General features: G+C 62.8%; 26 protein-coding genes. 16 read left to right on the top strand and 10 right to left on the bottom strand.

Annotated features, from left to right (window positions below; all coding sequences use genetic code 11):
- Positions 1–5: 5 nt before the first annotated feature.
- The 4 genes from DYZ14_RS19715 to DYZ14_RS19700 form a co-directional block, all read right to left on the bottom strand.
- On the bottom strand, positions 6–797 hold the full coding sequence (locus DYZ14_RS19715; RefSeq protein WP_154722275.1) for an ABC transporter permease: 792 nt from the start codon (positions 795–797) through the stop codon (positions 6–8).
- Positions 794–1,669 (bottom strand): ABC transporter permease, encoded by an 876-nt coding sequence (locus tag DYZ14_RS19710; protein WP_154722274.1) that lies wholly within the window; start codon positions 1,667–1,669, stop codon positions 794–796. The genes DYZ14_RS19715 and DYZ14_RS19710 overlap by 4 nt, the downstream gene beginning before the upstream one ends.
- Positions 1,670–1,786: 117 nt before the next feature.
- On the bottom strand, positions 1,787–2,872 hold the full coding sequence (locus DYZ14_RS19705) for an ABC transporter substrate-binding protein (RefSeq protein WP_419178273.1): 1,086 nt from the start codon (positions 2,870–2,872) through the stop codon (positions 1,787–1,789).
- A gap of 182 nt (positions 2,873–3,054) precedes the next feature.
- Positions 3,055–3,927, bottom strand: coding sequence for a MurR/RpiR family transcriptional regulator (locus DYZ14_RS19700; protein WP_154722273.1), 873 nt, complete (start codon positions 3,925–3,927; stop codon positions 3,055–3,057).
- A gap of 183 nt (positions 3,928–4,110) precedes the next feature.
- Between DYZ14_RS19700 and DYZ14_RS19695 the strand changes: the two genes are divergently transcribed.
- From DYZ14_RS19695 to DYZ14_RS19650, 10 genes are all read left to right on the top strand, one after another.
- Positions 4,111–4,893 carry an N-formylglutamate amidohydrolase gene (locus tag DYZ14_RS19695; RefSeq protein ID WP_154722272.1) on the top strand — a complete coding sequence of 261 codons (783 nt, stop codon included), beginning with the start codon at positions 4,111–4,113 and terminating at the stop codon, positions 4,891–4,893.
- 116 nt (positions 4,894–5,009) lie between these two features.
- Positions 5,010–5,519 (top strand): TRAP transporter small permease subunit, encoded by a 510-nt coding sequence (locus DYZ14_RS19690; RefSeq protein WP_154722271.1) that lies wholly within the window; start codon positions 5,010–5,012, stop codon positions 5,517–5,519.
- Complete coding sequence (locus DYZ14_RS19685) at positions 5,516–6,841, top strand: TRAP transporter large permease (protein ID WP_154722270.1); 1,326 nt, start codon at positions 5,516–5,518, stop codon at positions 6,839–6,841. The genes DYZ14_RS19690 and DYZ14_RS19685 overlap by 4 nt, the downstream gene beginning before the upstream one ends.
- Before the next feature lie 108 nt (positions 6,842–6,949).
- Entirely contained in the window at positions 6,950–7,996 is a 1,047-nt protein-coding gene (locus tag DYZ14_RS19680) for a TRAP transporter substrate-binding protein (protein ID WP_154722269.1), read from the top strand.
- A 102-nt stretch (positions 7,997–8,098) separates the two neighbouring features.
- Positions 8,099–9,469: a glutamine synthetase family protein gene (locus DYZ14_RS19675; RefSeq protein ID WP_154722268.1), complete on the top strand. Its 1,371-nt coding sequence runs from the start codon at positions 8,099–8,101 to the stop codon at positions 9,467–9,469.
- A 66-nt stretch (positions 9,470–9,535) separates the two neighbouring features.
- Complete coding sequence (locus DYZ14_RS19670) at positions 9,536–9,967, top strand: helix-turn-helix domain-containing protein (RefSeq protein WP_154722267.1); 432 nt, start codon at positions 9,536–9,538, stop codon at positions 9,965–9,967.
- Entirely contained in the window at positions 9,954–10,376 is a 423-nt protein-coding gene (locus tag DYZ14_RS19665) for a type II toxin-antitoxin system VapC family toxin (protein WP_232365611.1), read from the top strand. The genes DYZ14_RS19670 and DYZ14_RS19665 overlap by 14 nt, the downstream gene beginning before the upstream one ends.
- 18 nt (positions 10,377–10,394) lie before the next feature.
- Positions 10,395–11,780, top strand: coding sequence for an aldehyde dehydrogenase family protein (locus DYZ14_RS19660; protein WP_154722266.1), 1,386 nt, complete (start codon positions 10,395–10,397; stop codon positions 11,778–11,780).
- Positions 11,777–12,922, top strand: coding sequence for an iron-containing alcohol dehydrogenase (locus tag DYZ14_RS19655; RefSeq protein ID WP_115669096.1), 1,146 nt, complete (start codon positions 11,777–11,779; stop codon positions 12,920–12,922). The genes DYZ14_RS19660 and DYZ14_RS19655 overlap by 4 nt, the downstream gene beginning before the upstream one ends.
- Before the next feature lie 234 nt (positions 12,923–13,156).
- Positions 13,157–13,876 (top strand): ParA family protein, encoded by a 720-nt coding sequence (locus DYZ14_RS19650; protein ID WP_154722265.1) that lies wholly within the window; start codon positions 13,157–13,159, stop codon positions 13,874–13,876.
- Positions 13,877–13,976: 100 nt separating this feature from the next.
- Here the strand turns inward: DYZ14_RS19650 and DYZ14_RS19645 are convergent, their stop codons facing one another.
- Positions 13,977–15,308, bottom strand: a complete 1,332-nt coding sequence (locus DYZ14_RS19645; RefSeq protein WP_154722298.1) for a L,D-transpeptidase — start codon at positions 15,306–15,308, stop codon at positions 13,977–13,979.
- Between the two features lie 179 nt (positions 15,309–15,487).
- On the opposite strand from DYZ14_RS19645, the gene DYZ14_RS19640 reads away from it, so the two are divergent.
- From DYZ14_RS19640 to DYZ14_RS19625, 4 genes are all read left to right on the top strand, one after another.
- Positions 15,488–15,970, top strand: coding sequence for a MarR family winged helix-turn-helix transcriptional regulator (locus DYZ14_RS19640; RefSeq protein ID WP_154722264.1), 483 nt, complete (start codon positions 15,488–15,490; stop codon positions 15,968–15,970).
- Positions 15,967–16,797 (top strand): DUF4432 family protein, encoded by an 831-nt coding sequence (locus DYZ14_RS19635; RefSeq protein WP_154722263.1) that lies wholly within the window; start codon positions 15,967–15,969, stop codon positions 16,795–16,797. Before DYZ14_RS19640 ends, DYZ14_RS19635 begins: the two co-directional genes overlap by 4 nt.
- Positions 16,798–16,889: 92 nt before the next feature.
- A complete protein-coding gene (locus DYZ14_RS19630) occupies positions 16,890–17,228 on the top strand; it encodes a TIGR01244 family sulfur transferase (protein WP_154722262.1) in 339 nt (112 codons plus the stop codon).
- A gap of 69 nt (positions 17,229–17,297) precedes the next feature.
- On the top strand, positions 17,298–17,639 hold the full coding sequence (locus DYZ14_RS19625; RefSeq protein WP_028735589.1) for a RidA family protein: 342 nt from the start codon (positions 17,298–17,300) through the stop codon (positions 17,637–17,639).
- Positions 17,640–17,712: 73 nt separating this feature from the next.
- On the opposite strand, the gene DYZ14_RS19620 is transcribed toward DYZ14_RS19625, so the two are convergent.
- From DYZ14_RS19620 to DYZ14_RS19605, 4 genes are all read right to left on the bottom strand, one after another.
- On the bottom strand, positions 17,713–19,365 hold the full coding sequence (locus tag DYZ14_RS19620) for a thiamine pyrophosphate-binding protein (protein WP_154722261.1): 1,653 nt from the start codon (positions 19,363–19,365) through the stop codon (positions 17,713–17,715).
- Positions 19,362–20,564: a CaiB/BaiF CoA transferase family protein gene (locus tag DYZ14_RS19615; RefSeq protein ID WP_154722260.1), complete on the bottom strand. Its 1,203-nt coding sequence runs from the start codon at positions 20,562–20,564 to the stop codon at positions 19,362–19,364. The genes DYZ14_RS19620 and DYZ14_RS19615 overlap by 4 nt, the downstream gene beginning before the upstream one ends.
- Positions 20,565–20,575: 11 nt before the next feature.
- Positions 20,576–21,538 carry a DMT family transporter gene (locus DYZ14_RS19610; RefSeq protein ID WP_154722259.1) on the bottom strand — a complete coding sequence of 321 codons (963 nt, stop codon included), beginning with the start codon at positions 21,536–21,538 and terminating at the stop codon, positions 20,576–20,578.
- A gap of 152 nt (positions 21,539–21,690) precedes the next feature.
- The gene (locus tag DYZ14_RS19605; protein WP_154722258.1) at positions 21,691–22,641 is read right to left on the bottom strand and encodes an alpha/beta hydrolase; all 951 of its coding nucleotides are present in this window, start codon (positions 22,639–22,641) and stop codon (positions 21,691–21,693) included.
- Between the two features lie 110 nt (positions 22,642–22,751).
- Between DYZ14_RS19605 and DYZ14_RS19600 the strand changes: the two genes are divergently transcribed.
- Together DYZ14_RS19600 and ettA are read left to right on the top strand one after the other, a co-directional pair.
- Entirely contained in the window at positions 22,752–24,539 is a 1,788-nt protein-coding gene (locus tag DYZ14_RS19600) for a hypothetical protein (protein ID WP_154722257.1), read from the top strand.
- 122 nt (positions 24,540–24,661) lie between these two features.
- Positions 24,662–26,311, top strand: a complete 1,650-nt coding sequence (ettA, locus tag DYZ14_RS19595) for an energy-dependent translational throttle protein EttA (RefSeq protein ID WP_115669106.1) — start codon at positions 24,662–24,664, stop codon at positions 26,309–26,311.
- A 57-nt stretch (positions 26,312–26,368) separates the two neighbouring features.
- Here ettA and DYZ14_RS19590 read toward each other — a convergent pair.
- Positions 26,369–26,467, bottom strand: a 99-nt coding sequence (locus tag DYZ14_RS19590; RefSeq protein ID WP_154721963.1) for an IS3 family transposase, incomplete at its 5' end; no start/stop codon positions are given.

The following is a 26,467-nucleotide window of genomic DNA, read 5'->3' as shown; positions in this document are numbered from 1 at the left end:
TGTCCTCAGGCGGGGCGTTGGGCGGTCTTTTGCAGGCGCGAGACGAGCTGGATCAGCACGAGGCAGCCCCAGGTGATGCCGAAGGCGATCACTGACAGTGCGAAGGGTTCATAGGCCTTGTTGGCGCCGATCCGTTGCAGGTAGGGACCGAAGGCCGGCCGGTCGAGCAGGGCGGCAAGGGTGAACTCGCCGATGACGATGGCAAAGGTCAGGAAGGCGCCCGACAGGACCGCCGGGATGACATTGGGCAGGATGACCCGCCCGAGAATGGTCACCCATCCGGCGCCCAGGCTCTGGGCCGCCTCGGTCAGCGTGGCGACATCGATGGTTCTCAGTCCAGTGTCGACCGCACGGTACATGTAGGGCAGGGCAAGGATGGTATAGCCGAAGGCGAGCAAGAGGTTGGTGCCCATCACCGATCCGGTCAGCGGCAGGAAGCTCGACGTGTTGTAGAGGCGGATATAGCCGAAGACGATGACGATGGCCGGAATGACGAGCGGCATCAATGTCAGGAACTCGACGTAAGGCCGGGCCCAGGGCATTTTCAACCTGACCCAGAAGGCGGTCGGCACGACCAGAACCACGCCGATGGCGATGGTGACCAGGGCCATGACCACGGAATAGGTGAAGGTCTGCTGGAACTGCGGGTCGGCGAGAACCTTGGCATAGGCGTCGAAGGAGTAGACGCCGCGACGCGCCTTCAGCGAGAATTCGAACAGGCCGCCGAGCGGCACGAAGAAATAGAGCAGGCCGAAGATAAGTGCGCCCCAGCCAGCGATGCGTGTCCACAAGCTCATTTCAGCCACCTTTCGGCGCGCACCCGCAGCCAGATATAGGCGATGTTGGCGATGGCGGTGACGACGATCATGCCGAAGGCCATGGCATAGCCGAGATGCGGATTGCCGAGCACGTCACCGCGGATCTGGGCGTAAAGCTGGATCGGCACGATATTGAGGCTCGATCCGGTGAGCGCGATCGCGGTCGCAACCGCGCCGAAGGCATTGGCAAACAAAAGGGCGAATGTGCCGAGGATCGACGGAAAGAGGATCGGCAGGGCGACCATGCGCCAGTATTGCAGGCCGGTCGCCCCCAGAACCTCGGCCGCCTCGCGCCATTCGCGCTTAAGGCCCTCGAGTGCCGGCGTTATGATCAGGATCATCAGCGGGATCTGGAAGAACAGATAGGTGATCGTCAGGCCCCAGAAGCTGAGGATGCTGAAACCGAGATCGCGCTGCAGGACGATGCCGAAATTATTGCGCAAGAGCGCGGTGACGAGGCCGACAGGACCGAAGGTCGCGAGGAAGGCGAAGGCAAGCGGCACGCCGGCAAAGTTCGAGGCGACGCCGGAAAAGGTCAGCAGCGGCGACTTGAACCAGCGCGGCACGGCGCCGAAGACGACGGCCGCCGCCATGCCGAAGCCGATCAGGCAGCCGAGTGCTGCGGAGGCGACGGAGATCTTCACCGAAATCCAGTAGCTCGACGGGATCGTGCCGGAATTGAGGTCCAGGATGTTCTGCAGCGTGAATGCACCGTCACGGGTCTGGAAGGCGCCGATGACGATGTGCATGGTCGGAAGCACCAGGAACATCACGACGAAGATCACAAAGGGCAACAGCCCCACCCATGTCAGCGGCAGGCGCAGTCGGGGCGCGTGAGGTTCCTGTTTCATGTTTGCGGGTCTTCGCTTGAGGGCATCGATGCAGGGCGCCCCGAGTATGGCCGGCGCTTCTGACTTGGCAAGCCCCGGCCCGAACGAGTCGGGCCGGGGCCTGATTGTTTCGAAGACTTACTGGACGTTGGCGCCGACAACGCTGTCCCAGCCGCCGGTCACGACGGTCTTGTTGGCGTTCTGCTCTTCGACGGTCGGGAAGATGGCGGCTTCATAGCTTTCAGCCGGCGGCAGGGCGTCCAGGAGTTCCTTCTGGATCTTGCCGGCCTTGGCCATGGCGTTGAAGCGGGCCGGGTGGCAGTAGCCCTTCAGCCACAGGTTCTGGCCTTCGTCGGAGTAGAGGTATTCCATCCACAGCTTGGCGGCGTTCGGATGGGGAGCAAAGGCGGAAATGCCCTGAACGTAAACGCCGGCGAGAACGCCGGTCTTCGGAACGACGACTTCGACCGGCGGGTTGCCGGCGAGCTCATCGCGCCATGCGAGCACGTTGTAGTCCCAGGCGATGGCGATCGGGGTGGCGCCCTGGGCGATCGTGCCGGCCTTGGCGATGACCGGAACGAAATTGCCGGCCTTGTTCAGCTCGGCGAAGTATTCGAGGCCGGCCTTGCCGGATTCCTCACCAGCCTTGGCACCCTTGTGCAGGCCGGCGGCGAGAACGCCGAGGATGGCCTGGTTGGAGGCGCGCGGGTCGCCGGCGAGCGCGACCTGGCCGGCATATTCCGGCTTCAGGAGGTCGGCCCAGTCGGCCGGGGTGTTCTTGACCAGGTCCTTGTTCACGACGAACGAGAGAACGCCGTAATAGTCGCCGTACCAATAGCCTTCGGCGTCCTTGATCGTGTCCGGGATCTCGTCCCAGGTGGAGACCTTGTAGGGCTGCAGCAGGCCTTCGGACTTCATCTGCGGGCCGAAGGCGAGACCGACGTCGACAACGTCCGGAGCCTGCGGGCCCTTGTTGTCCTTGTTGGCCTTGATGGCTTCGACTTCGTCGGCCGAGCCGGCATCCGGGTTCAGTTCGTTGACCTTGATTTCCGGATACTTCGCCTTGAAGCCGGCGATGACGTCGCCATAGCCGCACCAGCTGTGGGGCAGGGCGATCGTGGTCAGCATGCCTTCCTTCTTGGCGGCTTCGATCAGTTCGGCGCTCGGCTCGGCGAAGGCGAGCGAGGTGGAGGCGACGACCATTGCGGTCGACAGCGAGAGCATGCGACGAAGATAAGTGTTCACTGGATTTCTCCTTGTTGGTTCTACTGTACCGATGCGGACTGTTATTCAGCTTGCATGATAGTTATGTGACGGTCCCGGCTGGGGAAAATTCGCGATGAAAATCGTCGCGTCTGGATGCTCGGGACTCGTCTTCGTCTCTTCTCCACTCCCCCTGCTCTTGGTCAGTGCGGCTTGCGAAACAGCCGCGCCTGCTCGAAAAGCCCCTCCAGCGTGTTCATGCGTTCGCGGGTTTCGTCCCAGGCCGAACTTTGCACGGCCTCGATCAGTGCTTCTACCACGAACAATGTGACGACCGAGCTGTCCCATGCCGAGGGGGCCTCGATATCGATCCTGAAGCAGTGGCTGGCATGCTTGGCCACCGGCGAGCTCCAGGGGTCGGTGAAGAGAATGATCTCGACTCCGCTTGCCCTTGCCACCTCGGCGAGCGTCTCCATGTCGGCCTCGTAGCGGCGAATGTCGAAGATCACGAGCACGTCGCCGGCGCTCATGTTGAGCACATTCTGCGGCCAGGCGCTGGTATTGGACGACATCAGCGCCGTCTTCGGGCGGATGACCTGCATGTGGGTGAAGAAATACTCGGCCAGCGCACCGGTGATCCGCCCGCCGACGAAATAGACGTTTCGCTTGCGATCCGAGAGCAGTCGCGCCGCGCCATCGAAAGACCGCGTGTCGAGCGCGCTCAAGGTCTGGCGCATATTGTTCATCACCGCATCGGCGAAACGGTTGAGAATATGCGTGCCCGGTGCGTTGGATGCCCAGCGATCGTGCTTGGCGATCGGGTTGGAAAGGGTCGCTTCCAGTTCGTGGTGAAGATGGGCCTGGAATTCGGCATAGCCCTTGTAGCCGAGCTTTTGCACCATGCGCGCCACGGTCGGCGTCGAAACGCCGGCATTGTCGGCGACGGTGGTGATGGAGCCGAGACCGGAAACCGGATAATTGTCGAGCAGGCTCTCCGCGAGCTGCCGCTCAGCGCGCGTCAACCCATCGAAATGGGCACGGATCACGTCCGACACTGTCTTCGGCGTCTTGTTCAAACTCAGCTTTTCCCCTCGGACCGATCTTTCGCCGGTCTGTGGCCAAGTTAAACTTCTCTGTCACAATTCTGTCAATGCGCAATTTGAAGAGAAATTTTCAAGACCCCGTTGACAGGGCGTTAATCGTGAAGAATTCTCTTCGCAACGATAAAAGCTGCCGCAAAGGCGCCGGGGGAATTCCGCATGCTGATGAGGTCGGACATACTGACTGAGGCGGACGGCGAAGCCGTGGCCGTCGACAACGCCGAAGCGGCGGGCGCCTGCCTGTTCGTCTGCGAACACGCGTCCCGCCGCATGCCGGAGAGAGTGGGCGATCTCGGTCTGGATGCGCAGGCGCTTGCCAGCCACATCGCCTGGGACCCGGGCGCTTTGGCGGTGGCGCGCCGGCTTTCGTCCCTGCTCGACGGGACGCTTGTGCACCAACGCTTTTCCCGGCTCGTCTATGACTGCAACCGGCCGCCGGAATCCTCTGGCGCCATGCCGGAAAAGAGCGAAATCTACGACATTCCCGGCAACCGCGACCTTTCGCCCGCCGAGCGCTATGCCCGAACTGCCGCTCTCTACATTCCGTTCCACGACAGGATATCCACCATTCTCGCCGAGCGTCGTGCGCAATGCCGAGAGACGGTGGTGGTTACGGTCCACAGCTTCACGCCGATCTACATGGGCAAGCGGCGCGATGTCGAGATCGGTATATTGCACGATGCCGACAGTCGGCTGGCCGATCCGCTGCTGGGGGCCGCTGCCGGCGGACCTTATCGGGTTGCGCGCAACGAACCCTATGGACCGGAAGACGGTGTCACCCATAGCCTGAGGCTGCACGCATTGCCCTACGGCCATCGGAACGTGATGATCGAGATCAGAAACGATCTGATTGGCGACGAGGACGGTCAGCGGGTTGTCGCCGGCTATCTGGCGGAGCTGTTGCGCCGCGGCCTGGAGGCGAGCGCGCCCGAAGAAAACTGAGACGAAATCTGGCACGGTTTGAACAATAAGAGGGGAACGGATGCCGATTGAACGCGAGAGGATGACTGCGCCGCACCGCTTGGCGATGGGCCGCGTGATCGATGGGGGTGGCCGGTATGCCTGACGCCCTCAAGACCTATGTGCGGCTGGTCGATGGCTTCAACCGTCGCGTCGGGAGGATCGTCATGTATGGCATCTTCCTGCTCATGGGCATTCTGCTTTATTCGTCGATCTCCAAGTCCGTGTTCCTGCCGGCACACTGGACGCTGGAGATGGCGCAATTCGTCATGGCCGCCTATTTCCTGCTCGGCGGCGCCTATTCGCTGCAACTCGACAGCCATGTCCGCATGGACCTGCTCTATGGCAAGTGGTCGGCGAAGACCAAGGCGGTGGTCGACGTCGTGACCATCCTCATGCTGTTCGTCTATCTGTTCTTCATGCTCTATGGCGGCGTATCCAGCACGGCCTATGCGCTGAAATTCGGCGAAACCAGCTATTCGGCCTGGTCGCCCTACATGGCGCCGATCAAGATCATCATGGTGATCGGCATCTTTCTGACATTCCTTCAAGCGACATCGATCCTGATCAAGGACGTGGCCGTGGCGATCGGGAGGCCCATCGCATGAGCTATGAAATGATCGCACTTTTGATGTTCTCGTCGATGATGATGTCGATGCTGACCGGCCAGCGCGTGTTCGCCGCCATTGGCTTCGTCGGCGTCGTCGCGGCCGCGCTTCTGTGGGGCAATGGCGGTTTCGAACTCGGCTTCTCCGCCAATATGAAGCTGATGAAATGGTATGCGCTGCTGACGCTGCCGATGTTCATCTTCATGGGCTACATGCTGTCGGAATCGGGCATCGCCGAAGACCTCTACAAGGCCTTCCACGTCTGGTTCGGCGGCTTGCGCGGCGGCCTGGCGCTCGGCACGATCGGCCTCATGGTCGTGATTTCGGCGATGAACGGCTTGTCCGTCGCCGGCATGGCGATCGGCGCCACCATCGCGCTGCCGGAGCTGCTGCGCCGCGGCTATGACAAGATCATGGTGTCGGGTGTCATCCAGGCGGGCAGTTCGCTCGGCATTCTCGTGCCGCCGAGCGTCGTCATGGTGCTCTACGGCATGATCGCCCGCCAGCCGGTCGGTCAGCTGTGGCTCGCCGGCGTGTTCCCGGGCCTGCTGCTCGCTCTCCTGTTCGCGATCTACGTGGTGATCCGCTGCTGGATCAACCCGGCGCTCGGCCCGGCTCTGCCCAAGGAAGAGCGGGACATGCCCTTCGTCGAGAAACTGAAGCTGGCGCGGGCCGGCGTTCTGCCCTTTCTCATCTTCTTCCTGATGATGGGGCTCTTCCTGATGGGCGTGGTCAGCCTGGTCGAAAGCTCGGCTGTGGGCGCGCTCGGCGCACTGTTCGCCGCCTGGTTCAAGGGGCGCCTGACCTGGGAAATGTGGAACCGTGTTCTCGAGCAGACGCTCGGCATCACCTGCATGTTCATGTGGATCATCATGGCGGCCCTGTGCTTCGGCGCGGTGTTCGACGGGCTTGGCGCGGTGAAGGCGATCGAGGGCCTGCTGGTCGGCGAGATGGGTCTCGGTCCCTGGCAGATCCTGATCCTGATGCAGATTTCCTTCCTGATCATGGGCGCCTTCCTCGACGACACCGCCATGTTGGTGATCGTCGCGCCGCTCTACATCCCGCTGGTCGGCAAGCTTGGCTTCGACCTGGTCTGGTACGGCGTGCTCTACACGATCACCTGCCAGATCGCCTACATGACCCCGCCGTTCGGCTATAATCTCTTCCTCATGCGGGCCATGGCGCCGGCAGAGATTTCGCTGGTCGACATCTACCGTTCGATCGTGCCGTTCGTGCTCATCATGATCCTCGGCATGATCATCATCATGGCTTTCCCGCAGATTGCGCTGTGGTTGCCGCAGCATGTCTATGTGCGGGGGTGAGTGGAAAGCAACAATGCAAAGAGGTCCGATCAAACGGTCCCGTCTAAGTGCATGATCCCGCCGATGACCGGCGGGGCCAGTTCACACAAACAAAAGAGGGAAACAGACATGAACAGCAGAAGACATTTTCTGAAGAAAGCCGGCCTGGTCGCCGCCGCATCGCCGGTTGCGCTCGCCGCTCCTTACGTGAAGGCGCAGGACAAGAAGATCACCTGGCGTCTCCAGACCTACGCCGGCGCGGCGCTTGCCGAATTCGTCATCCGTCCGGCCGTCGACGCCTTCAACAAAGCGGCCAATGGCGAAATGGAAATCCAGCTCTACACGGCCGACCAACTGGTTCCCACGGGCGAACTGTTCCGCGCCATGCAGGCCGGCACGATCGACGCCGTGCAGTCGGACGACGATTCCATGAACTCGCCGGTCGACATCAAGGTGTTCGGCGGCTATTTCCCGTTCGCCTCGCGCTACAGCCTCGACGTGCCGACCCTGTTCTACGAATACGGTCTGGCCGAGATTTGGGATCAGGCCTACACGGAAGTGGGCGTCAAGTGGCTGTCCGCCGGTGCCTGGGACCCGTGCAACTTTGCCACCAACAAGCCGATCAAGGCGCTCGCCGACCTCAAGGGTCTACGGGTCTTCACCTTCCCGACCGCCGGCCAGTTCCTGTCGCAATTCGGCATCGTGCCGGTCACCATTCCGTTCGAGGACGTGCCGGTTGCCATGCAGACCGGCGAAATCGACGCGATCGCCTGGTCGGGCATCACGGAAGTGTTCACCTCCGGCTGGGTGGACGTGACCAAGTACTTCCTGACCAACAACGTCTCCGGCGGCTGGGCCGGCTCGTTCTTCGCCAATGCCGATCGTTGGGCCGAGGTGCCGGAGCACCTGAAGACGCTCTTCAACCTGTGCATGGACAGCTCGCACTATCACCGCCTGCATTGGTATTGGGGTGGCGAGGCCAAGCTGCGTGCCGAAGGCGGCCGTCTCGAACTCACCAGCATTCCGGATGCCGAGTGGAAGACGGTCGAGGATGCGGCACATGTCTTCTGGGAAGAAGTGGCCAAGCAGACGCCGCGCACGGCGAAGGTCGTCGAGATCCTCAAGAAGTACAATGCCGACATGGAAAAGGCCGGCAAGCCCTATCGTTACGGCTGATAGGCCTTCACGCATTCAAGGACCGGGGCAGTCTCTGCCCCGGTTCCCCTTATCGGCAACCCCGCCCAGATCGGCGCAGAGACCGCCCGACAGGATAGACAGATGACCGCGCAATATACGTTCGACGAGTTGAAGAAGGATGTCGCCGAGGGCCGCATCGATACCGTTCTCGCCTGCATGGTCGACATGCAGGGGCGCCTGATGGGCAAGCGCTTCCATGCGCAGTTCTTCGTCGACAGCGGCTTTAAGGAAACGCACAGCTGCAACTATTTGCTGGCGACCGACATGGAAATGGAAACCGTGCCGGGCTATGCGGCGACGAGCTGGGAAAAGGGCTATGGCGACTACGCCCTGAAGCCGGATCTTGGCACCCTGCGCCGGGTTCCCTGGCTCGAAGGCACGGCACTTGTGCTCTGCGACGTGCTGGACCACCACACCCACGAGGACATTCCGCATTCGCCGCGCGCCATCCTGAAAAAGCAGGTCAAGCGGCTGGAAGCCATGGGCCTGAAGGCCTTCATGGCGACGGAACTCGAATTCTTCCTGTTCGACCAGACCTATGACGACGCACGCGCGTCGGGTTATCGCGACCTTCAGTTGGCCTCCGGATACAACGAGGACTACCACATCTTCCAGACCACCAAGGAAGAGGATGTGATGCGGGCGATCCGCAACGGACTGCAGGGCGCCGGCATCCCGGTCGAGAACACCAAGGGCGAGGCGTCCGCCGGGCAGGGCGAGGTCAATGTGCGCTATGCCGACGCGCTGACCATGGCCGACCGTCATGTGATCATCAAGAATGCCTGCAAGGAAATCGCCTGGCAGCGCGGCAAGGCGATCACCTTCCTCGCCAAATGGCACTACAACGCGGCCGGCTCGTCCTCGCACATTCACCAGTCGCTCTGGAGCGTTGACGGCAAGACGCCGCTGTTTTTCGACGACAAGGGCGAACACGGCATGTCGGAGCTGATGAAGCACTACATGGCGGGCCTGTTGTCGCACGCCAGCGAGATCACCTATTTCCTCGCGCCCTATATCAACTCCTACAAGCGCTTCATGGCCGGCACGTTCGCGCCGACCAAGGCGATCTGGTCGAAGGACAATCGCACCGCCGGCTACCGGCTGTGCGGCGAGAACACCAAGGGCATCCGCGTCGAATGCCGCGTTGGCGGCTCTGACCTCAACCCCTATCTCGCTATGGCGGCCCTGCTGGCGGCCGGCATTGACGGGATCGAGAAGAAGATGGCGCTGGAGCCCGCCTTCACCGGCGATGCCTATGGCGCTAAGGACGTCCGCGAGATCCCGCGCACGCTGCGCTCGGCCGCCGTCGCCCTCAATGGATCGGCCATGCTGCGACAGGCGTTTGGTGACGATGTCGTGGAGCACTATGTGCGCGCCGCCGAATGGGAGCAGGAGGAGTATGATCGCAGGATTACGGATTGGGAGGTGGCGAGAGGCTTCGAGCGAGCGTAAATCGCAACGGTTTTGTTGCTGAAGTAGCCTGGTGATGATATTATCGCAACGAGCAGGAGGTGCCTCATGATCGATAGCGAATGGTTTTATCGCCAGCTTGACAGCAAGGGCCGATCGCTGCGCGACATGGCCCGGGCGCTTGGTTTGGATGCCAGCGCCGTGTCGCGGATGTTGCGCGGCGAACGCAAGATGAGCGCGGAGGAGCAGGATCGCATAGCGGATTATCTCGGCGCCTCACTCGTGGAAGTCGCGGCGCGGCGGCGAGGCGAGTTGTCGGGCTTTGCGGAGGAAGGGCAGGAGCCTTTTTCCGCCGAGACAGCGACATTGGGTAACTCCGTTTCCCGGCGGCAGGGCTCGGCTAGGTCTAAGGACGAACTCGGCCTGAGTTTTTATGATCGCGTACGCGGGTGCATGAAAGGAACAATGACAATTGTGCCGGGGGTTGATCTGACAGAGCCGGCAGACCCGGAATGGGCGAAAGTATATGATGACGACTGAAAGGTATCTGCTTGATACCTGCGCGCTTCTCTATCTCGCTCAGGATGAACCGATTTCGCAGGAGGTGCTTGAGGTATTGGACCTGATGCCTTCGCGCTCAGATAGGGTTGTGATTTCCGCTTTCACCGCCTGGGAGATCGGAATGCTGGTGGCGAAGAAGCGGGTGTCATTGGCGCGGCCGCCGGTGGAATGGTTCCGGCTCGCCTGCGCTCGCTTCGACGTGGAGGTATTGCGGCCGTCTGCGGACGTGCTTGTCGCTGCGTCCTTCCTGCCGCAGCCGCTGCACGGTGACCCCGCCGACCGCATTCTCATCGTGACCGCCCGCGAGCATGACTTGACGATCATTACCCGGGACCGCGCCATTCTGTCCTATGGCGCGCTTGGACATGTAAAAGTACTGGCCTGCTAGGCCTATCTGGAGAAGAAGATGACAATGATCAAATGTATTTCGCCGATCGACGGATCGGTCTATGCCGAGCGTCCGGCCATGTCACTGGAGGCCGCCAGCGAGGCGGTGGCGCGTGCGCGCAAGGCGCAGAAGGCCTGGGCGCGGCGTCCGCTCGAGGAGCGCGTCCAGCTCGTTCTGAAGGGTGTCGCGCGGCTCAATGAGATGGCCGACGAAGTCGTGCCGGAACTCGCCCACATGATGGGCCGGCCGGTGCGTTACGGCGGCGAATACAAGGGCTTCAATGAGCGCTCCAACTATGTCGCCTCGATCGCGGCCGATGCGCTTGGGCCGCTCGTCGTCGAAGACAGTGTGACCTTCGAGCGCCGCATCGAGCGCGAGCCGCACGGCGTCGTCCTCGTCATCGCGCCGTGGAACTATCCCTACATGACGGCGATCAACACGGTTGCGCCCGCCCTGATGGCCGGCAATACCGTCGTCATCAAGCACGCGACGCAGACGCTGCTGGTCGGCGAGCGCATGGTCCGGGCCTTCGTCGAGGCCGGCGTTCCCGACGACGTCTTCGTCAACCTGTTCCTCGATCACGCCACAACCTCGGCGCTGATCGCCACCGGCAAGTTCAACTTCATCAATTTCACCGGTTCGGTCGAAGGCGGCCGCTCCATCGAGCGGGCGGCGGCCGGCACGTTTGCCGGCATCGGCCTCGAACTCGGCGGCAAGGATCCGGGCTATGTGATGGAGGACGCCGATCTCGACGCCGCCGTCGACACGCTGATGGATGGTGCCACCTATAATTCCGGCCAGTGCTGCTGCGGCATCGAGCGCATCTATGTGAACGAGAACCTCTACGACGCATTCGTCGAGAAGTCGGTCGCCTGGGTGTCGAACTATAAGCTCGGCAATCCGCTCGATCCGGAAACCACGCTCGGTCCGATGGCACATCGCCGCTTCGCCGCGCATGTGCGCGAGCAGATCGCCGCCGCAGTCGCCAAGGGCGCCAAGGCGCTCGTCGATCCGAAGCTCTTTCCGCAGGACGACGGCCACGCCTATCTGATGCCGCAGATCCTGGTGAACGTCGATCACTCCATGTCCTTCATGAAGGACGAGACCTTCGGTCCGGCCGTCGGCATCATGAAGGTCAAGAACGACGAGGAAGCGCTCGCCCTGATGAACGACAGCCCCTATGGCCTGACGGCATCGCTGTGGACGCAGGATCCGGAGCGTGCCGCCCGCATCGGCCGAGAGATCGAGACGGGCACCGTGTTCATGAACCGCGCCGACTATCTCGATCCGGCATTGTGCTGGACCGGCTGCAAGGAGACCGGCAAGGGCGGTTCGCTCTCCGTCCTCGGCTTCCAGAACCTCACCCGTCCGAAATCCTACCACCTCAAGAAGGTCACGAAATGAACATCGTCGCAAACTGGAGCTATCCGACCGCCATCAAGATGGGACGCGGCAGGATCAAGGAACTGGCGGACGCCTGCAAGTCGCTCGGCATGAAGAAACCGCTTCTGGTCACCGACCGGGGTCTCGCGCCGATGCAGATCACCCAGGCGGCGCTTGATGTTCTGGAAGAAGCCGGTCTTGGTCGCGCGATTTTCGCCGACGTCGACCCGAACCCGAACGAGATCAACCTCGAAGCCGGCATCAAGGCCTACAAGGACGGCGGCCATGACGGTGTCGTCGCCTTCGGCGGCGGTTCGGGGCTGGATCTCGGCAAGTGCGTGGCCTTCATGGCCGGCCAGACCCGCCCGGTGTGGGACTTCGAAGACATCGGCGACTGGTGGACGCGGGCCAATTCCGACGGCATCGCGCCGATCGTCGCGGTCCCGACGACGGCTGGCACGGGCTCGGAGGTCGGCCGCGCCTCGGTCATCACCAATTCCAAGACCCATGTGAAGAAGATCATCTTCCATCCGAAGTTCTTGCCGGGCGTCGTGATCGCCGATCCGGAACTGACCGTCGGCATGCCGAAGATGATCACCGCTGGCACCGGCATGGACGCATTCGCCCATTGCCTCGAGGCCTATTCCTCGCCCTTCTACCATCCCATGAGCCAGGGTATCGCGCTCGAAGGCATGCGGCTGGTCAAGGAATACCTGCCGCGCGCCTATCATGACGGCACGGACATTGAAGCGCGCACCAACATGATGTCGGCCGCCGCCATGGGCGCCGTCGCCTTCCAGAAGGGGCTCGGCGCCATCCATTCGCTGTCGCACCCGATCGGCGCGGTCTACAATACCCATCACGGCATGACCAATGCCGTCGTCATGCCGCCGGTGCTCAAGTTCAATCGCTCGGCGATCGAGGAGAAGATCGCTCGCGCGGCGGCCTATCTCGGCATCTCGGGCGGTTTCGACGGCTTCTACGACTATGTCCTGTCGCTGCGCGCCGAACTGGGCGTACCGGAAAACCTGACGGCCATGGGCATCAAGTCCGATCGCGTCGATGAACTGACCGCCATGGCGATCGAGGATCCGAGCTGCGGCGGCAACCCGGTGAAGATGACGCTGGAGAATACAAAGGCCTTGTTCCTCGACTGCTTCTGAGGGCTTGCAAAACTTTCAATCATCAAGCCTGCGGCGCTGTCTGTGCCGCGGGCTTTTTTCTTTTGTGGATCAGGAGGATGAAGGTCGGGACTACCATTTTTGGGGAGGCTGGCGTCCGGCGCTCTTTCCGTTTTGTTAACCATAATTAGCAATGATGAATTTACCGGCACCATGAGCCAAGGGTGCCTGCGAGAGCGATCAGACGCTCGGCCCATAGCCTTTCGAGGAAAAAGCATGCCAGTCATCTCATTCGCTAATGCCAAGGGTGGTGCCGGCAAGACCACTGCGGCCCTTTTGCTTGCGACCGAACTCGCCCACCAGGGCTACCGCGTCGCCATCCTCGATGCCGATCCGCAGCGCTGGATCACCCAGTGGCACGAGCTTTCCGGACCGCAACACAATATCGAGGTGATTTCGCAGGTCTCGGTTGCGTCGATCCAGGGCCACCTGCGCGAATCGTCGCGCACCGCCGACTACACGATCATCGATCTCGCCGGGGCCAGGGATGCCATCGTCACGACGGCCATCGGTCTTTCCGATCATGTGATGATCCCGGTCCAGGGCTGCGCAATGGACGCCAAGGGTGCCGCGCAAATTCTCGACCTGATCAAGCTGATGGAAGAGACCGGCCGGCTGAAGATTGCCCATTCCGTGGTGCTCACACGGGTTGCCTCGATGGTAACGACGCGCGCCCTTCTGACCATCAAGGGTCTTCTCTCCGCTCGCGGCGTCAATGTCGTGGATACACCGATCGTCGAGCGTTCCGCTTTTCGCGAGATCTTCGACTGTGGCGGCACGCTCTACGACATGGATGCGTCACGGATCAGCAATCTCGACAAGGCACGCGAGAATGCCCAGGCCTTCGCCGGGGAAGTCCGACGCCTGCTGCCGGTCAAGGTCATTCGGAGCCAGGAGCCAAGGCGACTGTTCCGCATCGTTCGCGACGCTGCTTGATCCTCCCGATCCTCCCGAGCAGTGCGACAAAAGAGCCGCCAGATGATCGTCTGGCGGCTCTTTTGTATGCTCATGTGCGGAGGGTGAAGCTGGCGTGCGCTCAGTCGATGAATTCGACCGTCACGCCGGCCTTGGTCATCTTGGCGAGTTCGGTGGCGTCCCAGTTGGTCATGCGGATGCAGCCATGGCTCTGGGTGCGGCCGATCTTCGACGGTTCCGGCGTGCCGTGAATGCCGTAGGTCGGCTTGGAGAGCGCCATCCAGACCGTGCCGACCGGACCGTTCGGACCCGGCGGGATCGACAGGACCTTGTCGTTCGCGCCCTGCTGGAAATTGATCTTCGGATTGTAGGTATATCCGGGATCAAAGGCGATGCGTTCGACGGTGACGGTGCCCGAGGGCGACGGGGTGTCGGTAGAGCCGATGCTGGCCGGATAGGCGGCCACCAGGGCGCCGTCGGGGCCGTAGGCAAAGATCTGCTTCAGGCCCTTGTTGGCGACGATCCGTGCGACCTCGCCCTTCTTCGCCTGTCCGGGATCGACGACCTTGATGATGGTGCCCGGAATGGTGAAGTCGACACCCGGGTTGAGGGCGCGCAGATAGGCCTCGTCCATATGGAACTTCTCGGCCAGCATTTCGGCAGTCGAGGTGAATGACAGCGCCGGGAGTTGCGCCTTGTGGGCGTAGTCCTCGGGGATGGCCGCGACGTAAGGGCCGGCCGCGTCGCCGGGCGTGATGGTGTAGGACGTGATCGCCAGTCCGCCGGAGAGGCGGAGGCGCTCGAGGATGTCCTCGGCATTGTTCGGATCGATGGTCTCGCCGGTGATCTGCTGCCAGGCGACCAGCGCCTTGTTGACGTTCTGGCCCATCTTGCCGTCGATGACCCCGGGGGAGACGCCCTCCCGGTCGAGGAAGACCTGCAGCGCGGTGATTTCCAGTTGCGACAGATTGCTCTTCACCGGGATGTCGGGGGTGACCGTGCGGGTCGGGGCCTGTTCGGCGGGCGGTGCCATGTCCGGTCCACCGGAGGGCATGCCGGGCAGCGGTTCGTCGAGCGGCTGGCGATCGATCACGCCGGGGCCGGGGATGGCACCGGTGACAATGCCGTCATCCTCCCAGCCGGGTTGCGGCGCTCCGAAATCGTCGTAGGCGGCCGGAGCCCGGGCCTGGCGTTGCCGCGGGAAATAGGTCTCCGCCGGGATTTCCGTGGCAATGAGATTGCCGAATCGGTCGATGAGTACCCGGCGGCCCATATTGTCCCGGCTGATCACGACTTCGCCCTCTTCGGGCATGTAGTCGAGAAGATCACCCTCCGGGGAGACCAGCAGAACCTGGCTGTTGCGATAGCCATAGGGATCATTGGCAAGGGCGGGTGCGGCGACGGCCGCCAAAAGGGCGGCGACGGAGGCAACCATCACTCCAGCTTTGATCATATCGGCCACGATTCACTCCTTCTTTTCTGACTGAACCTACAACGCGCCAAATTTGACACTAGTGTGGAAAAGGTGAATTCATGGTGAATATTGTTTTAAAATCCGCTCGCTAGAAAGATTTGAAGCGGAGGAGGCGGGGCCGGCTGGGGCGGCCCTGTCCGAACATCATGAGGGGGGCGATGCAGAACGATTTCGAGATAGATCATTTCCTGCCGTATCGGCTTGATCGCGCGGCCGAGCGGATGAGTTCGCATTTCATGCGCTTCTGCGGCGAGAGCGAGGAGATTACCTGGGCGGAGTGGCAGGTCTTGTGGTCGCTCGGCGAGAAGGTGCATGCGACGGCAAAGGCAATCTGTGGCCATTCCGGACTGAGCAAGACCAAGATCAGCCGGGCGGTGAAGGCGCTTGAGGATCGCCGCTGGCTGGAACGCCATCGTGACCGCGCGGACCGCCGATTCGAGCTTCTGACCCTCACCCAGGCCGGCATGGACGGTTATCGGCGGCTCAAGCTTCGCGCCGGCGACTATCAGCGCTGGCTTGAGGGAAGTCTCGATTTGCCGTACCTCACAGCAATCGACGACGGATTGTCCGGCGTCGAGACGATGATCGCCAGCGGGCAGCTTCAATCGCTGCTGCCGCCGGTCGAGGAGCCTGCCGCATGATGAAATTCAATGGGTCCAAAGGGCCGGTGCTGTCGCTCGACGAGGGCTCGGTGCTCGATATCGCCGGCTGTGTGGTCGAGGGTGTCGATCTCGCTCCCGGCCGCGCCATTCCGGACGACGGCGATCCGCGCATCGATCACTCGCTCGAGGGTTTTCTGTTCACCTGCGGTCCCGACCATATTCGCCATCCTGAACCGATCGGAGGAGGCAAGGCCGGCTCATATCCGCTGCACGGCTCCTTCTCGTCCCATCCGGCGCGCGAGGTGGCGGTCTCGGGCGAAGGAAACGACCTCGAATGCCGTGCCGTCGTCGATGTGGTGCTGTCGGACGGCGGAAGCGCGCGTCTCGACCGCTGCTGGCGTATCAACGGGACGACAGGGGAGGTGAGCCTTTCCGATACCTTGACCAACACAGGCATGAAGGCTTTCCCGGCCTTCCTGATGTACCATATGAACCTCGGGGCAAGGCACTTCGACGACGGGGTGCGGCTCGAAGGCGCGATGCTCGACGGCGGCGGTTTTCCCTGGGCCTTCGGTGAGGGCGATGGCGGCGTGTTCTGCGTGCCGGCCGGCAAGGGCGGATGGGCCGAGGTCCGGCTCGGGCCGATCGCCGCGATCAGCGGCAAGACGCTGCTGGTGCGCTTCCGCACCGACACGCTGCCTTTTCTGCAGGTCTGGCGCAACCAGGCTTCTCCCGCCCATGTGCTCGGCATAGAGCCGGTCTCGCATCGATGGGAGCCGCGCGCCAAACTTGCCGAGCGCGGCGAACTCGTCGATCTCGCGCCGGGCGAAAGCCGCGAATACGGGCTCGCCTTCGCCTTCGTCTGACACTGTCATGGCCCGTGGAACGGGGCGGTCGGCAATTGACGACCGCGCATGCCCATCGTAGATGTTTGCCCCTCGCAAGCAGGGAGCACGCCATGAACATTTCGCAGATCAACGACGAATACTCCGTAACCGGCCAGATCTCGGTCGATGATCTCGACACGATCAAGGCGCTCGGCTTCAAGTCCATCGTCTGCCATCGGCCTGACGGCGAAGAGGCCGGCCAGCCGACCTTCGCCGAGATCGCTCAGCGCGCCGAAGAACTCGGCCTCAAGATCGCCCATGTTCCCGTCGGCCCGATGGGCGTCACGCCCGAGGCCATTTCCGGCATGGTCGATGCGCTCGACGATTTCGACCGGCCGATGCTCGGCTATTGCCGTTCGGGGGCGCGTTCGACCGCAGTTTACCAGAAGAGCCAGCACCTGCGCGGCTGAGCAAGCCGTCGCGGCTTTCGCTCGCCCTTTCGCCTTTCCGTCCCATCACGTCCAACAGGAGTATTTCTCATGACCATCAAGCGTATCGAGCCGGGCGCCCGCATGAGCGGCGCCGTCGTCCACGGCAACACCGTTTATCTGGCCGGCCAGGTCGGCGACGGCACCTCCGTCACCGAACAGTCGAAGTCGGCTCTGGCTGAAGTCGAACGCCTGCTGGCGCTGGCCGGCTCGGACAAGTCGAAGATCCTGCAGACGATCATCTACCTCTCCGACATGTCGACGTTCGGCGAAATGAACGCCGTCTGGGAAGCCTGGATCGACCCGAAGAACCCGCCGGCCCGCGCCACCAGCGAGGCAGCGCTTGCGACCCCGGACTACAAGGTCGAGTTCATCGTCACCGCGGCAATCTGATCACCTTCACTATCCGAAACAAGAAAAGGCCGGGATCGCTCCCGGCCTCTTTCCTCTTGATCTGAACGGCTTGTCAGATCTTCTCGCGAATCTGAGTCAAGGTCTTCATCGGCGTGATCGCTTCCGGATCGAGCTTGATCTCGATGATCGAGGGCTTGCCCGAGGCGCGCGCACGTTCGAAGGCACCTGCAAAATCTTCCGTCGCCTCGACCGTCTCGCCATGGCCGCCATAGGCGCGGGCGAAGGCGGCGAAGTCGGGGTTGGTGAGGTCGGTGGCGCTGACGCGGCCGGGATATTCCCGCTCCTGGTGCATGCGGATCGTGCCGTAGATGCCGTTGTTCACCAGGCAGACGATGATCGGCAGGTCATAGCGGATGGCGGTGGCGAATTCCTGGCCGTGCATCATGAAGCAGCCGTCCCCGGCGAAGCAGATGACTTCACGATCCGGATGCAGCGCCTTGGCGGCGACGGCGGCGGGCAGGCCGTAGCCCATCGAGCCCGACGTCGGGGCGGCCTGGGTGGCGAAGTCGCGGAAGCGATGGAAGCGGTGCACCCAGGTGGCGTAATTGCCCGCACCGTTGGTGAAAATAGTGTCCTCGGCCGTGTTGGCCTCGATCCAGTCCATGATCGGCCCCATGCGGACCGGGCCGGGGCCTTGGGTCGGCGGTGTCGACCACGAGAGATAGGCCGAATGCATTGCCTCGGTGCGGGCGGCCCAGATCGGCTGTTCCGGCGCCTTCAGCGCCTTCAGCGCGCCGACGAACTCGACCGGCGCGGCGCAGATGGCGAGGTCCGGGCGATAGACGCGGCCAAGCTCGGAGGGATCCGGATAGACATGCACCAGCGTCTGTGACGGGTAGGGGACGTCGAGCAGCGTGTAGCTGGAGGATGGCATTTCCGAGAAACGCCCGCCGATCAGCAGAACGAGGTCGGCCTCCTTGATCTCCCTTGACAGAGCCGGATTGATGCCGATGCCGACATCGCCGGCGTAGGATGGGTTCAGATGGTCGAACAGCATCTGGCGGCGGAAGGAGCAACCGATCGGCAGTTTCCAGCGATTGGCGAAGGTCTCGAACTCGGAAACGGCCTGCTTGGTCCAGCGCGTGCCGCCGAGAATGGCGATCGGGCGCTTGGCGGTGCTCAGCATCTCGCCCAGCCGCTCGATCTGCGACGGGCCGGGATGGGCTTCGACCGCCATGGCGGCCTTGGCGGCCGATGCCTCGACCTCGTCCACCAGCATGTCTTCCGGCAGCGACAGCACGACCGGACCGGGACGGCCGGAGGTGGCAATGGCAAAGGCGCGGGTGACGAATTCCGGGATGCGGCGGGCGTCGTCGATCTCGCCGACCCATTTGGCGAATTCGGTGAAGGCGCGGCGGTACTCAACCTCCTGGAAGGCCTCGCGTTCGCGCATGTCGCGGCCGACCTGGCCGATGAAAAGGATCATCGGGATCGAATCCTGGCGGGCGATGTGCAGGCCGGCGGAAGCATTGGTCGCACCCGGTCCGCGGGTCACCATGCAGATGCCGGGCTTGCCGGTCAGGCGTCCCCAGGCGTCCGCCATCATTGCGGCCCCGCCTTCCTGGCGGCAGACGAGGGTCTCGATGCCGCTGTCACGCAGCGCATCGAGAACTGCCAGATAGCTTTCGCCCGGCACGCAGGAGACGCGTTCGACGCCATTGGCCTTGAGCGCCTCGACGATCAGTTCCCCACCGGTCTTTTTCATCGGTCTCTCTCCCTTTCGATCTTAGCCAGTTCGGCGAGGATTTCTTCCTGGTGTTCTCCCACGCGCGGGCTCGGGCGCTCATAGCGCAGCGGCGTCTCGGACAGTACGATCGGCGTGCGGACACCCGGAATGACGTTGCCGTCGGCGTCCTCGAGTTCGATGCGCAGTTCGCGGGCCTTGACCTGCGGATCGTCGAACATTTCGGCGATCGAGTTGATCGGCCCGGCCGGAACGGCATTGGTCTCGCATGCGGTCAGCAGGTCGCGCTTGGCCCATTTTTCCGTCTCGGCGGTAACGATCCGGCGGACTTCCACCTTGTTGGCGACGCGGGCCTTGTTGGTGGCAAAGCGCTCGTCCTCGGCGATCGCGGCAATGCCGAGAATGGCGCAGAGGCGCTTGAACTGGCCGTCATTGCCGACCGCAAGGATCAAGTGGCCGTCGGCGGTGGGTACCACCTCGTAAGGGCTGATGTTCGGATGGGCGTTGCCGAGCCGGACCGGGGCCTTGCCCGAGATCAGGTAGTTGAGGTTCTGGTTGGCCAGCACGCCGGACATCACGTCGAGCAGCGCCATGTCGACGAACTGGCCTTCGCCCGTCTTCATCACATGGATCAGCGCGGCCTGGATGGCGGTGACGGCATAGATGCCGGTGAAGATGTCGGCGATCGCCACGCCCGCCTTCATCGGCTGGCCGTCCGGCTCGCCGGTGATCGACATGAAGCCGGACATGCCCTGGACGATGTAGTCATAACCGGCGAATTCGGCGTATGGCCCGTTCTGGCCGAAGCCGGTGATCGAGCAGTAGACGAGCTTCGGATTGACCGCCTTCAGGCTTTCATAATCGAGCACGTATTTCTTCAGGCCGCCGAGCTTGAAGTTCTCGATCACCACGTCGGAGGTCGCGGCGAGGCGTCGGACGATCTCCTGGCCTTCCTCGCTCTTCAGGTCGACGGCGATCGAGCGCTTGTTGCGATTGGTCGAGTGATAATAGGCGGCCGACAGGTTCTCGCCGTCCTTGCCCTCGACGAAGGGCGGGCCCCAGGCGCGGGTGTCGTCTCCGCCCTCCGGATGTTCCACCTTGATGACGTCGGCGCCCATGTCGGCGAGCATCTGTCCCGCCCACGGGCCAGCCAGAACGCGGGCGAGTTCAAGGACACGGATGCCGGCAAGCGGCGGTTTCTTCGGTTGCGTATCGGTCATGGAATGTCCTGTCATGGCGCAAGCGTGGCGTTCTCGGAGACCGGCTTCGAGGAGAAGCGGCGCTCCCGCCAGATGATGAAGAGGCCGGAGCCGATGATGATGGCGATGCCCAGCCATTTGATCGGATCGGGGAATTCGCGGAAGACCAGCCAGCCGAAGATCGTCGTGGTGACGATCTCTAGATATTGCAGCGGCGCGAGCGTCGAGGCCGGCGCCGAACGATAGGCATAGACGCCGAATATGCCGGAGATCGCAGCAGCAAAGCCCACGCCGGTCATCCACACCATGCTGGTGAGATCGGGCAGGCTCGGCGCGAAGGTCGCCGGCATGCTCCGGCCGAGGAGTGCGATCGCCGCCAGCGAAATCACGAGCCCCCAGAACCCGGTTTCGATCTGCATCGACCAGGGGTCCTCGCGATGGGCGAGCCTGCGGGTGAGGATGGCGAAGATGGCGACGCAGAGGGCCGAGACGGCCGGCAGAAGGGCGATGAAGCCGACCTGCTCGAAGGTCGGCTGGATGATCAGGAGTGCTCCGGCGAATCCCACAGCGCAGGCGCTGTAGCGGCGCCAGCCTATGGTTTCCTTGAGAAATATGCTCGACAGGATCGTCAGGATGATCGGCTCGATGAAGAAGATCGCCAGGGCGTCCGCGACCGACATGACCGAGAGCGCGGTCACGTAGCAGACCATCGAGAGTGCGATCAGGCCGCCGCGGGCGATATGGGAGCCGGTATTGGCCATGGAGAAGCGCGGCAAGCGCCTGCGCCAGACGAAGATCGGCAGCATGAACACCATCTGGAGCAGGAACCGCACCGCGGTGATCTCCATAGGTGAGGTGGTTTCGGTGGCGAGCTTGGAGAAGATGTCGATGAAGGGCGCGATCAGCACCGCGGCGACCATCAGCAGCAGGCCGATCGTCACATCCGGGGACGGGGCGGGCAGGGCCGGCGCGGATTGTCCGGGTGGGGTGGTCATCGCTGCCTTGCTCTTTTGCGGTGCGGCCCGCCTACAGCTTTGCGCCTGCGGTGCTTCGGACAAATTACGTTGAACTATCTATAACTTCGCGCCGAGCCGGAAGCACTTGAATTTCTCTCATGGGATCATTCCGTTTCGGCATTGCGAGCGCCTCAGGCATCAAATGTCGCGGCAGACGCGGTCACTGTGTCGCACCATCCGACGAAATCGGCGGTGGCCTCTTCACGTCCGATTTCATTCAGGGTTTCGTGGCGCATGTCGGGATAGATCCGCGTCGTGACCGCCGAAAAACCAAGCCGGGCGAGCCGCCGGCTCAGCCATTGGACGGCCTTGGCATTGTCGGTCGCGGGATCCTGTCCGCCGCCGACCAGATGGATCGGCCTCGCCTTTGGCAGCCGGTTCAATTGCTCGATCGACGCACCGCGAAAGGTCAGCGCAAACACGTCGCGCCACATCGAGACGCTGGCGTCGAAGCCGCACAGCGGGTCGTTCACGTAGGCGTCGACCTCTTGTGGATCACGCGACAGCCAGTCGGCGTCGGTCCGGCGGTTGGCTATGCGCTTTCCCCAGGCCAGGAAGGTGGCGCGGGGCAGGATCTGGCTCGGCACGTCGGAGCCCTTGAGCATGCGCTCGATCGCCAGCACCGCCAGGGCCAGCCGTCCGGCGGGGCCGGGATGGAGATTGGAATTCCACACCGCCAGCGCATCGAAGGCGTCGGGATGATCCGTCGCGGTGTTGAGCGCGATGAGGCCACCCATGGAATGACCGAACAGGATGACCGGCAGGCCGGGATATTGCCCGGCCGCGAAGTCTCGGAGCGCCAGCGTATCGGCGATCACCAGCCTCCAGCCCTCGCGCCTGGCAAAGCGTCCGGGCGGCGCGTCGGACGCCGTGGTTTCTCCGTGGCCGCGGTGGTCATGGGAAAAGACGTGGTAGCCCGCGGCCGACAGCGCCTCGGCGAATCGGCGGTAGCGGCGTGAATGTTCCGCAAGGCCGTGGCAGACCACCAGTATGCCCCTGGCCGGCGAAGTCGCCGGCTGATGGCGGTAGCTCAGTTCCGCGCCCGTGACGGTTGCGATCCGCCGACTGGTTTCGAATGCCATTCCCGTCCTCCTTGGCTTGGGGGCAAGGGTTTAATGGCATCGGCCCCTGTCGCAAAGGAAATCTTTAGACAGGTCGGTCAGGATGCGCGCGAACCAAAGGGGAAAATATGATGAACGGCACGAGAGGCGTCGTGGCGGACCGGACAGCATGGCCGCTCGGTCCCTTCCTGCTGTTTCTGGCCGTCCTTTCCGGCCTGATTGCGCTCGACATGGCCGATGGCAGTTCGATCGTCGCCGACATCGACGACCAGATGCGTTATCTGCAGCTTCGCCATCTGGTGGACTCCGGCGCATGGTTCGACATGCGGCTGCCGATGATCACCATGCCGGAAGTCTATGTCTCGCCCTGGTCGAGGCTCGTCGATCTGCCCTATGTCCTGCTCGCCTGGCTGTTCGGACTGTTCGTTGCGCCTGAGGACGCTCTGAAGTTCGCGATGCTCGCCTGGCCGCCGATCCTGTTCCTGCCGTTCGCCGTCCTTTCCTTCGAGACGATGCGGCGGCTCAATGGTGGTCGGGAGATGAAGCCGATCGGGCTGATGGCAGCGGTGATCGCCATGGCGGTGGCGGCAAGCGAGTTCGCGCCCGGCCGGATCGATCATCACAATGTCCAACTGGTGCTGATGGTCACCATGCTCTGGGGGCTCGCCGCATGGTCGTCCGCAGGTGCGGTGGCCGTCGGCCTATCCGCAACCCTTTCCGTCGTCGTCGGTCTCGAATGCCTGCCCTTCGTCGTCATCGCCTTTGGCGGGATGGTTGTCGCCTATGGCCTCGGCTGGCCGGGGGCTGCGGATTTCCTGCGTCGCGCCAGCGCCTCCATGTTTGTCACCACGATCTTCTCGTCGCTCGCCTTTGCCGGGCCGACGGGGATGGCATCGGTCCAATGCGATGCATTCTCCGCTCCCTATATCACCGCGATGGCCGGATTTTCGGCTGTTCTCTGGGGGGCGGTGCGCTTTCTGCCGGAGCGGACTCGCCCCCTCCCGCGTTTCCTGCTGCTGGGCGTCCTTGGGCTGATGGGCTGTGCGACGCTGGCCTTGGCCTTTCCGCTGTGCCTTTCCGGCCCCTATCAGATGATCGATCCGGTATCGAGGGCGCTCTGGCTCGACCGAGTGGTCCAGGAGCACGATATCCTTTATTTCCGTCAGCAGGGACGGATCGGGCTGATCATGCTGATCGTGCTTTCCGCACTCGGCCTGGTCGCCTGGCGAAGTCTGCCGCTTGCGCGGGAAGTCGGGGGAAACTGGCCGGGTTATCTGGTGGCATGGCTCGTTGCGCTGTCGTCGCTGGTGCTCACCGTGGCTCTGATCCGCTATATCCGCTTTCCCGCTTCGCTGATGGCGCTTTTCATTCCCGCCGTCGTCGATAGTCTTGTCTCCGGCCGGACGACCAGAACGGCGGGGCAGAGACTGGCCTGGCTGGTGCCGGGCGTCCTGGCGGCCCTCGCGCCGATCCTGATCTTTCTCATTGTGCCGCAGGAAGCGACCCGCATGGACGCCGTCCATCTGATGTCCGCGGATGATTGCCGCGACGAGGATTTCTCCGTGCTTCAAGGTCTTGCGCCCGGCATCGTCATGGCACCCATCGGCCTGTCCCTCAATCTGATCGAGCGGTCGCCGGCGGGCATCTCCGTGGCGGCGGTTCCCTTCCATCGGGCCTCGCCCGGTATCCGGCGGAGCCTGCTTGCCTTCACCACACAGGACCCCGACGTGCGTCGCTCAGCGCTTGAACCGTTCGATTATGTGGCGATCTGCCGTTTTCCGCTTGATCCGGCACAAGAGACGGCACCGCTCTTTGCCGCTTTGGCTTCCGGCGGCTCCTGGCCAGGCCTGGTGCCGGTCGCCGGTCCGACCGAAACCCGGCTCCAGCTCTTCTCGATCGACCACGCCGCGTTGAACTGATGCAAATGCGGCCTGGCCGGACGAGAAAAGCGGCCCCTCGACAGCCATGCGCATTGCCCCGTGCGGCGCTTTCGCCTACATAGCGGCAAAATCCCTTTACGCCTGCGGAGCAATTCAACACGATGGCACGCCAGTTCATCTATCACATGTCGGGACTGAACAAGTCTTACGGCGCCAAGAAGATCCTCGAAAACGTCAATCTGTCCTTCTATCCGGATGCCAAGATCGGCATTCTCGGCCCGAACGGAGCGGGTAAGTCGACCGTGCTGCGCATCATCGCCGGCAAGGACAAGGAGTTCACCGGGGAAGCCTGGCTCGCCGAAGGCGCGACCGTCGGCTATCTGGAGCAGGAGCCGCACCTCGACCCGACCAAGACCGCCTTCGAGAACGTCATGGAAGGCGTGGCCGACAAGCAGGCCGTGCTCGACCGCTACAACGAACTGATGATGAACTATTCCGACGAGACGGCGGATGAAGGCGCCAAGCTCCAGGACATCATCGACAGCCAGAACCTCTGGGACCTGGAACAGCAGGTCGAAATGGCGATGGAAGCCCTGCGCTGCCCGCCGAAGGATGCCGACGTGACCCTGCTTTCGGGCGGTGAGCGTCGTCGTATCGCGCTCTGCCGCCTGCTGCTGTCACAGCCGGACCTGCTGCTGCTCGACGAACCGACCAACCATCTGGACGCCGAGACGATCGCCTGGCTGGAAAAGCACCTGCGCGACTATCCCGGCGCCGTGATGATGATCACCCACGACCGCTACTTCCTCGACAACGTCACGGGCTGGATCCTCGAGCTCGACCGTGGTCGCGGCATCCCCTACGAAGGTAACTACTCCGCCTACCTCGCCGCCAAGGCCAAGCGCATGCAGCAGGAAAGCCGCGAGGAAGCCGGTCGGCAGAAGGCGCTGTCGCGCGAGCAGGAATGGATCGCCTCCAGCCCGAAGGCCCGTCAGGCCAAGTCGAAGGCCCGTATCAAGGCCTATGAACAGCTGGTGGATGCCGCCGAGAACATCCGGCCCGGCGACGCGCAGATCATCATCCCGGTCTCCGAGCGTCTCGGCAACGTGGTCATCGAACTGGAAGGCATCACCAAGGGCTTCGAAGGCCGCACGCTGATCAAGGACCTGTCGATCAAGCTGCCGCCGGGTGGCATCGTCGGCGTCATCGGCCCGAACGGCGCCGGCAAGTCGACGCTGTTCAAGATGATCACCGGCCAGGAGAAGCCGGATGCCGGCACGATCCGCATCGGTGACACCGTGCATCTCGGTTATGTCGACCAGAGCCGTGATGCGCTCGACGGCAACAAGACCGTCTGGGAGGAAATCTCCGGCGGCGCCGAAGTCATCAAGCTCGGCAAGTTCGACATGAACTCCAGAGCCTATTGCGGCGCGTTCAACTTCAAGGGCGGCGACCAGCAGCAGAAGGTCGGCAATCTCTCAGGTGGTCAGCGCAACCGCGTTCACCTCGCCAAAATGCTGAAGGCCGGCGGCAACGTCCTGCTGCTCGACGAACCGACCAACGACCTCGACACCGAAACGCTGGGGGCGCTCGAAAGCGCGCTGGAAGCCTTCGCCGGCTGCGCGATCATTATTTCGCACGATCGCATGTTCCTCGACCGCCTGGCGACCCACATCCTGGCTTTCGAGGGCGACGGCCACGTCGAATGGTTCGAAGGCAACTTCGAAGACTACGAAGAGGACAAGGTCCGCCGGCTCGGCCCCGATGCCCTCAACCCGGGCAGCCAGGCTTACAAGCGCCTGACGCGCTAAGCCTCAAACCCTCACAGAAACCCCGGTTCGTGAACTGACCCCATAAATTTGGACGGTTCATTGGCTGGAATGATTTAAGGGCTGGGTCCTGTATTGCACAGGGCTCAGCCCTTTCAGTTTCATCCGGATTCGATCATTGTTGTAGTAGCGGATGTA

Origin of the sequence: Ciceribacter sp. T2.26MG-112.2 (genome assembly GCF_900492205.1) — a bacterium.
GTDB lineage: Bacteria > Pseudomonadota > Alphaproteobacteria > Rhizobiales > Rhizobiaceae > Allorhizobium > Allorhizobium naphthalenivorans_A.
This window is presented reverse-complemented; position numbering and strand designations above follow the sequence as displayed.

Bases quoted from the DNA above. Each gene is read 5' to 3' on its own strand.
- DYZ14_RS19610 (WP_154722259.1), bottom strand. From the start codon at position 21,538: ATGACCACCCCACCCGGACAATCCGCGCCGGCCCTGCCCGCCCCGTCC.
- DYZ14_RS19650 (WP_154722265.1), top strand. From the start codon at position 13,157: ATGCCAGTCATCTCATTCGCTAATGCCAAGGGTGGTGCCGGCAAGACC.
- DYZ14_RS19665 (WP_232365611.1), top strand. From the start codon at position 9,954: ATGATGACGACTGAAAGGTATCTGCTTGATACCTGCGCGCTTCTCTAT.
- DYZ14_RS19705 (WP_419178273.1), bottom strand. From the start codon at position 2,872: ATGCTCTCGCTGTCGACCGCAATGGTCGTCGCCTCCACCTCGCTCGCC.
- DYZ14_RS19640 (WP_154722264.1), top strand. From the start codon at position 15,488: ATGCAGAACGATTTCGAGATAGATCATTTCCTGCCGTATCGGCTTGAT.
- DYZ14_RS19625 (WP_028735589.1), top strand. From the start codon at position 17,298: ATGACCATCAAGCGTATCGAGCCGGGCGCCCGCATGAGCGGCGCCGTC.
- DYZ14_RS19690 (WP_154722271.1), top strand. From the start codon at position 5,010: ATGCCTGACGCCCTCAAGACCTATGTGCGGCTGGTCGATGGCTTCAAC.
- DYZ14_RS19685 (WP_154722270.1), top strand. From the start codon at position 5,516: ATGAGCTATGAAATGATCGCACTTTTGATGTTCTCGTCGATGATGATG.
- DYZ14_RS19635 (WP_154722263.1), top strand. From the start codon at position 15,967: ATGATGAAATTCAATGGGTCCAAAGGGCCGGTGCTGTCGCTCGACGAG.
- DYZ14_RS19710 (WP_154722274.1), bottom strand. From the start codon at position 1,669: ATGAAACAGGAACCTCACGCGCCCCGACTGCGCCTGCCGCTGACATGG.
- DYZ14_RS19615 (WP_154722260.1), bottom strand. From the start codon at position 20,564: ATGACCGATACGCAACCGAAGAAACCGCCGCTTGCCGGCATCCGTGTC.
- DYZ14_RS19670 (WP_154722267.1), top strand. From the start codon at position 9,536: ATGATCGATAGCGAATGGTTTTATCGCCAGCTTGACAGCAAGGGCCGA.
- DYZ14_RS19605 (WP_154722258.1), bottom strand. From the start codon at position 22,641: ATGGCATTCGAAACCAGTCGGCGGATCGCAACCGTCACGGGCGCGGAA.
- DYZ14_RS19630 (WP_154722262.1), top strand. From the start codon at position 16,890: ATGAACATTTCGCAGATCAACGACGAATACTCCGTAACCGGCCAGATC.
- DYZ14_RS19620 (WP_154722261.1), bottom strand. From the start codon at position 19,365: ATGAAAAAGACCGGTGGGGAACTGATCGTCGAGGCGCTCAAGGCCAAT.
- DYZ14_RS19675 (WP_154722268.1), top strand. From the start codon at position 8,099: ATGACCGCGCAATATACGTTCGACGAGTTGAAGAAGGATGTCGCCGAG.
- DYZ14_RS19655 (WP_115669096.1), top strand. From the start codon at position 11,777: ATGAACATCGTCGCAAACTGGAGCTATCCGACCGCCATCAAGATGGGA.
- ettA (WP_115669106.1), top strand. From the start codon at position 24,662: ATGGCACGCCAGTTCATCTATCACATGTCGGGACTGAACAAGTCTTAC.
- DYZ14_RS19600 (WP_154722257.1), top strand. From the start codon at position 22,752: ATGAACGGCACGAGAGGCGTCGTGGCGGACCGGACAGCATGGCCGCTC.
- DYZ14_RS19645 (WP_154722298.1), bottom strand. From the start codon at position 15,308: ATGATCAAAGCTGGAGTGATGGTTGCCTCCGTCGCCGCCCTTTTGGCG.
- DYZ14_RS19680 (WP_154722269.1), top strand. From the start codon at position 6,950: ATGAACAGCAGAAGACATTTTCTGAAGAAAGCCGGCCTGGTCGCCGCC.
- DYZ14_RS19695 (WP_154722272.1), top strand. From the start codon at position 4,111: ATGCTGATGAGGTCGGACATACTGACTGAGGCGGACGGCGAAGCCGTG.
- DYZ14_RS19660 (WP_154722266.1), top strand. From the start codon at position 10,395: ATGACAATGATCAAATGTATTTCGCCGATCGACGGATCGGTCTATGCC.
- DYZ14_RS19715 (WP_154722275.1), bottom strand. From the start codon at position 797: ATGAGCTTGTGGACACGCATCGCTGGCTGGGGCGCACTTATCTTCGGC.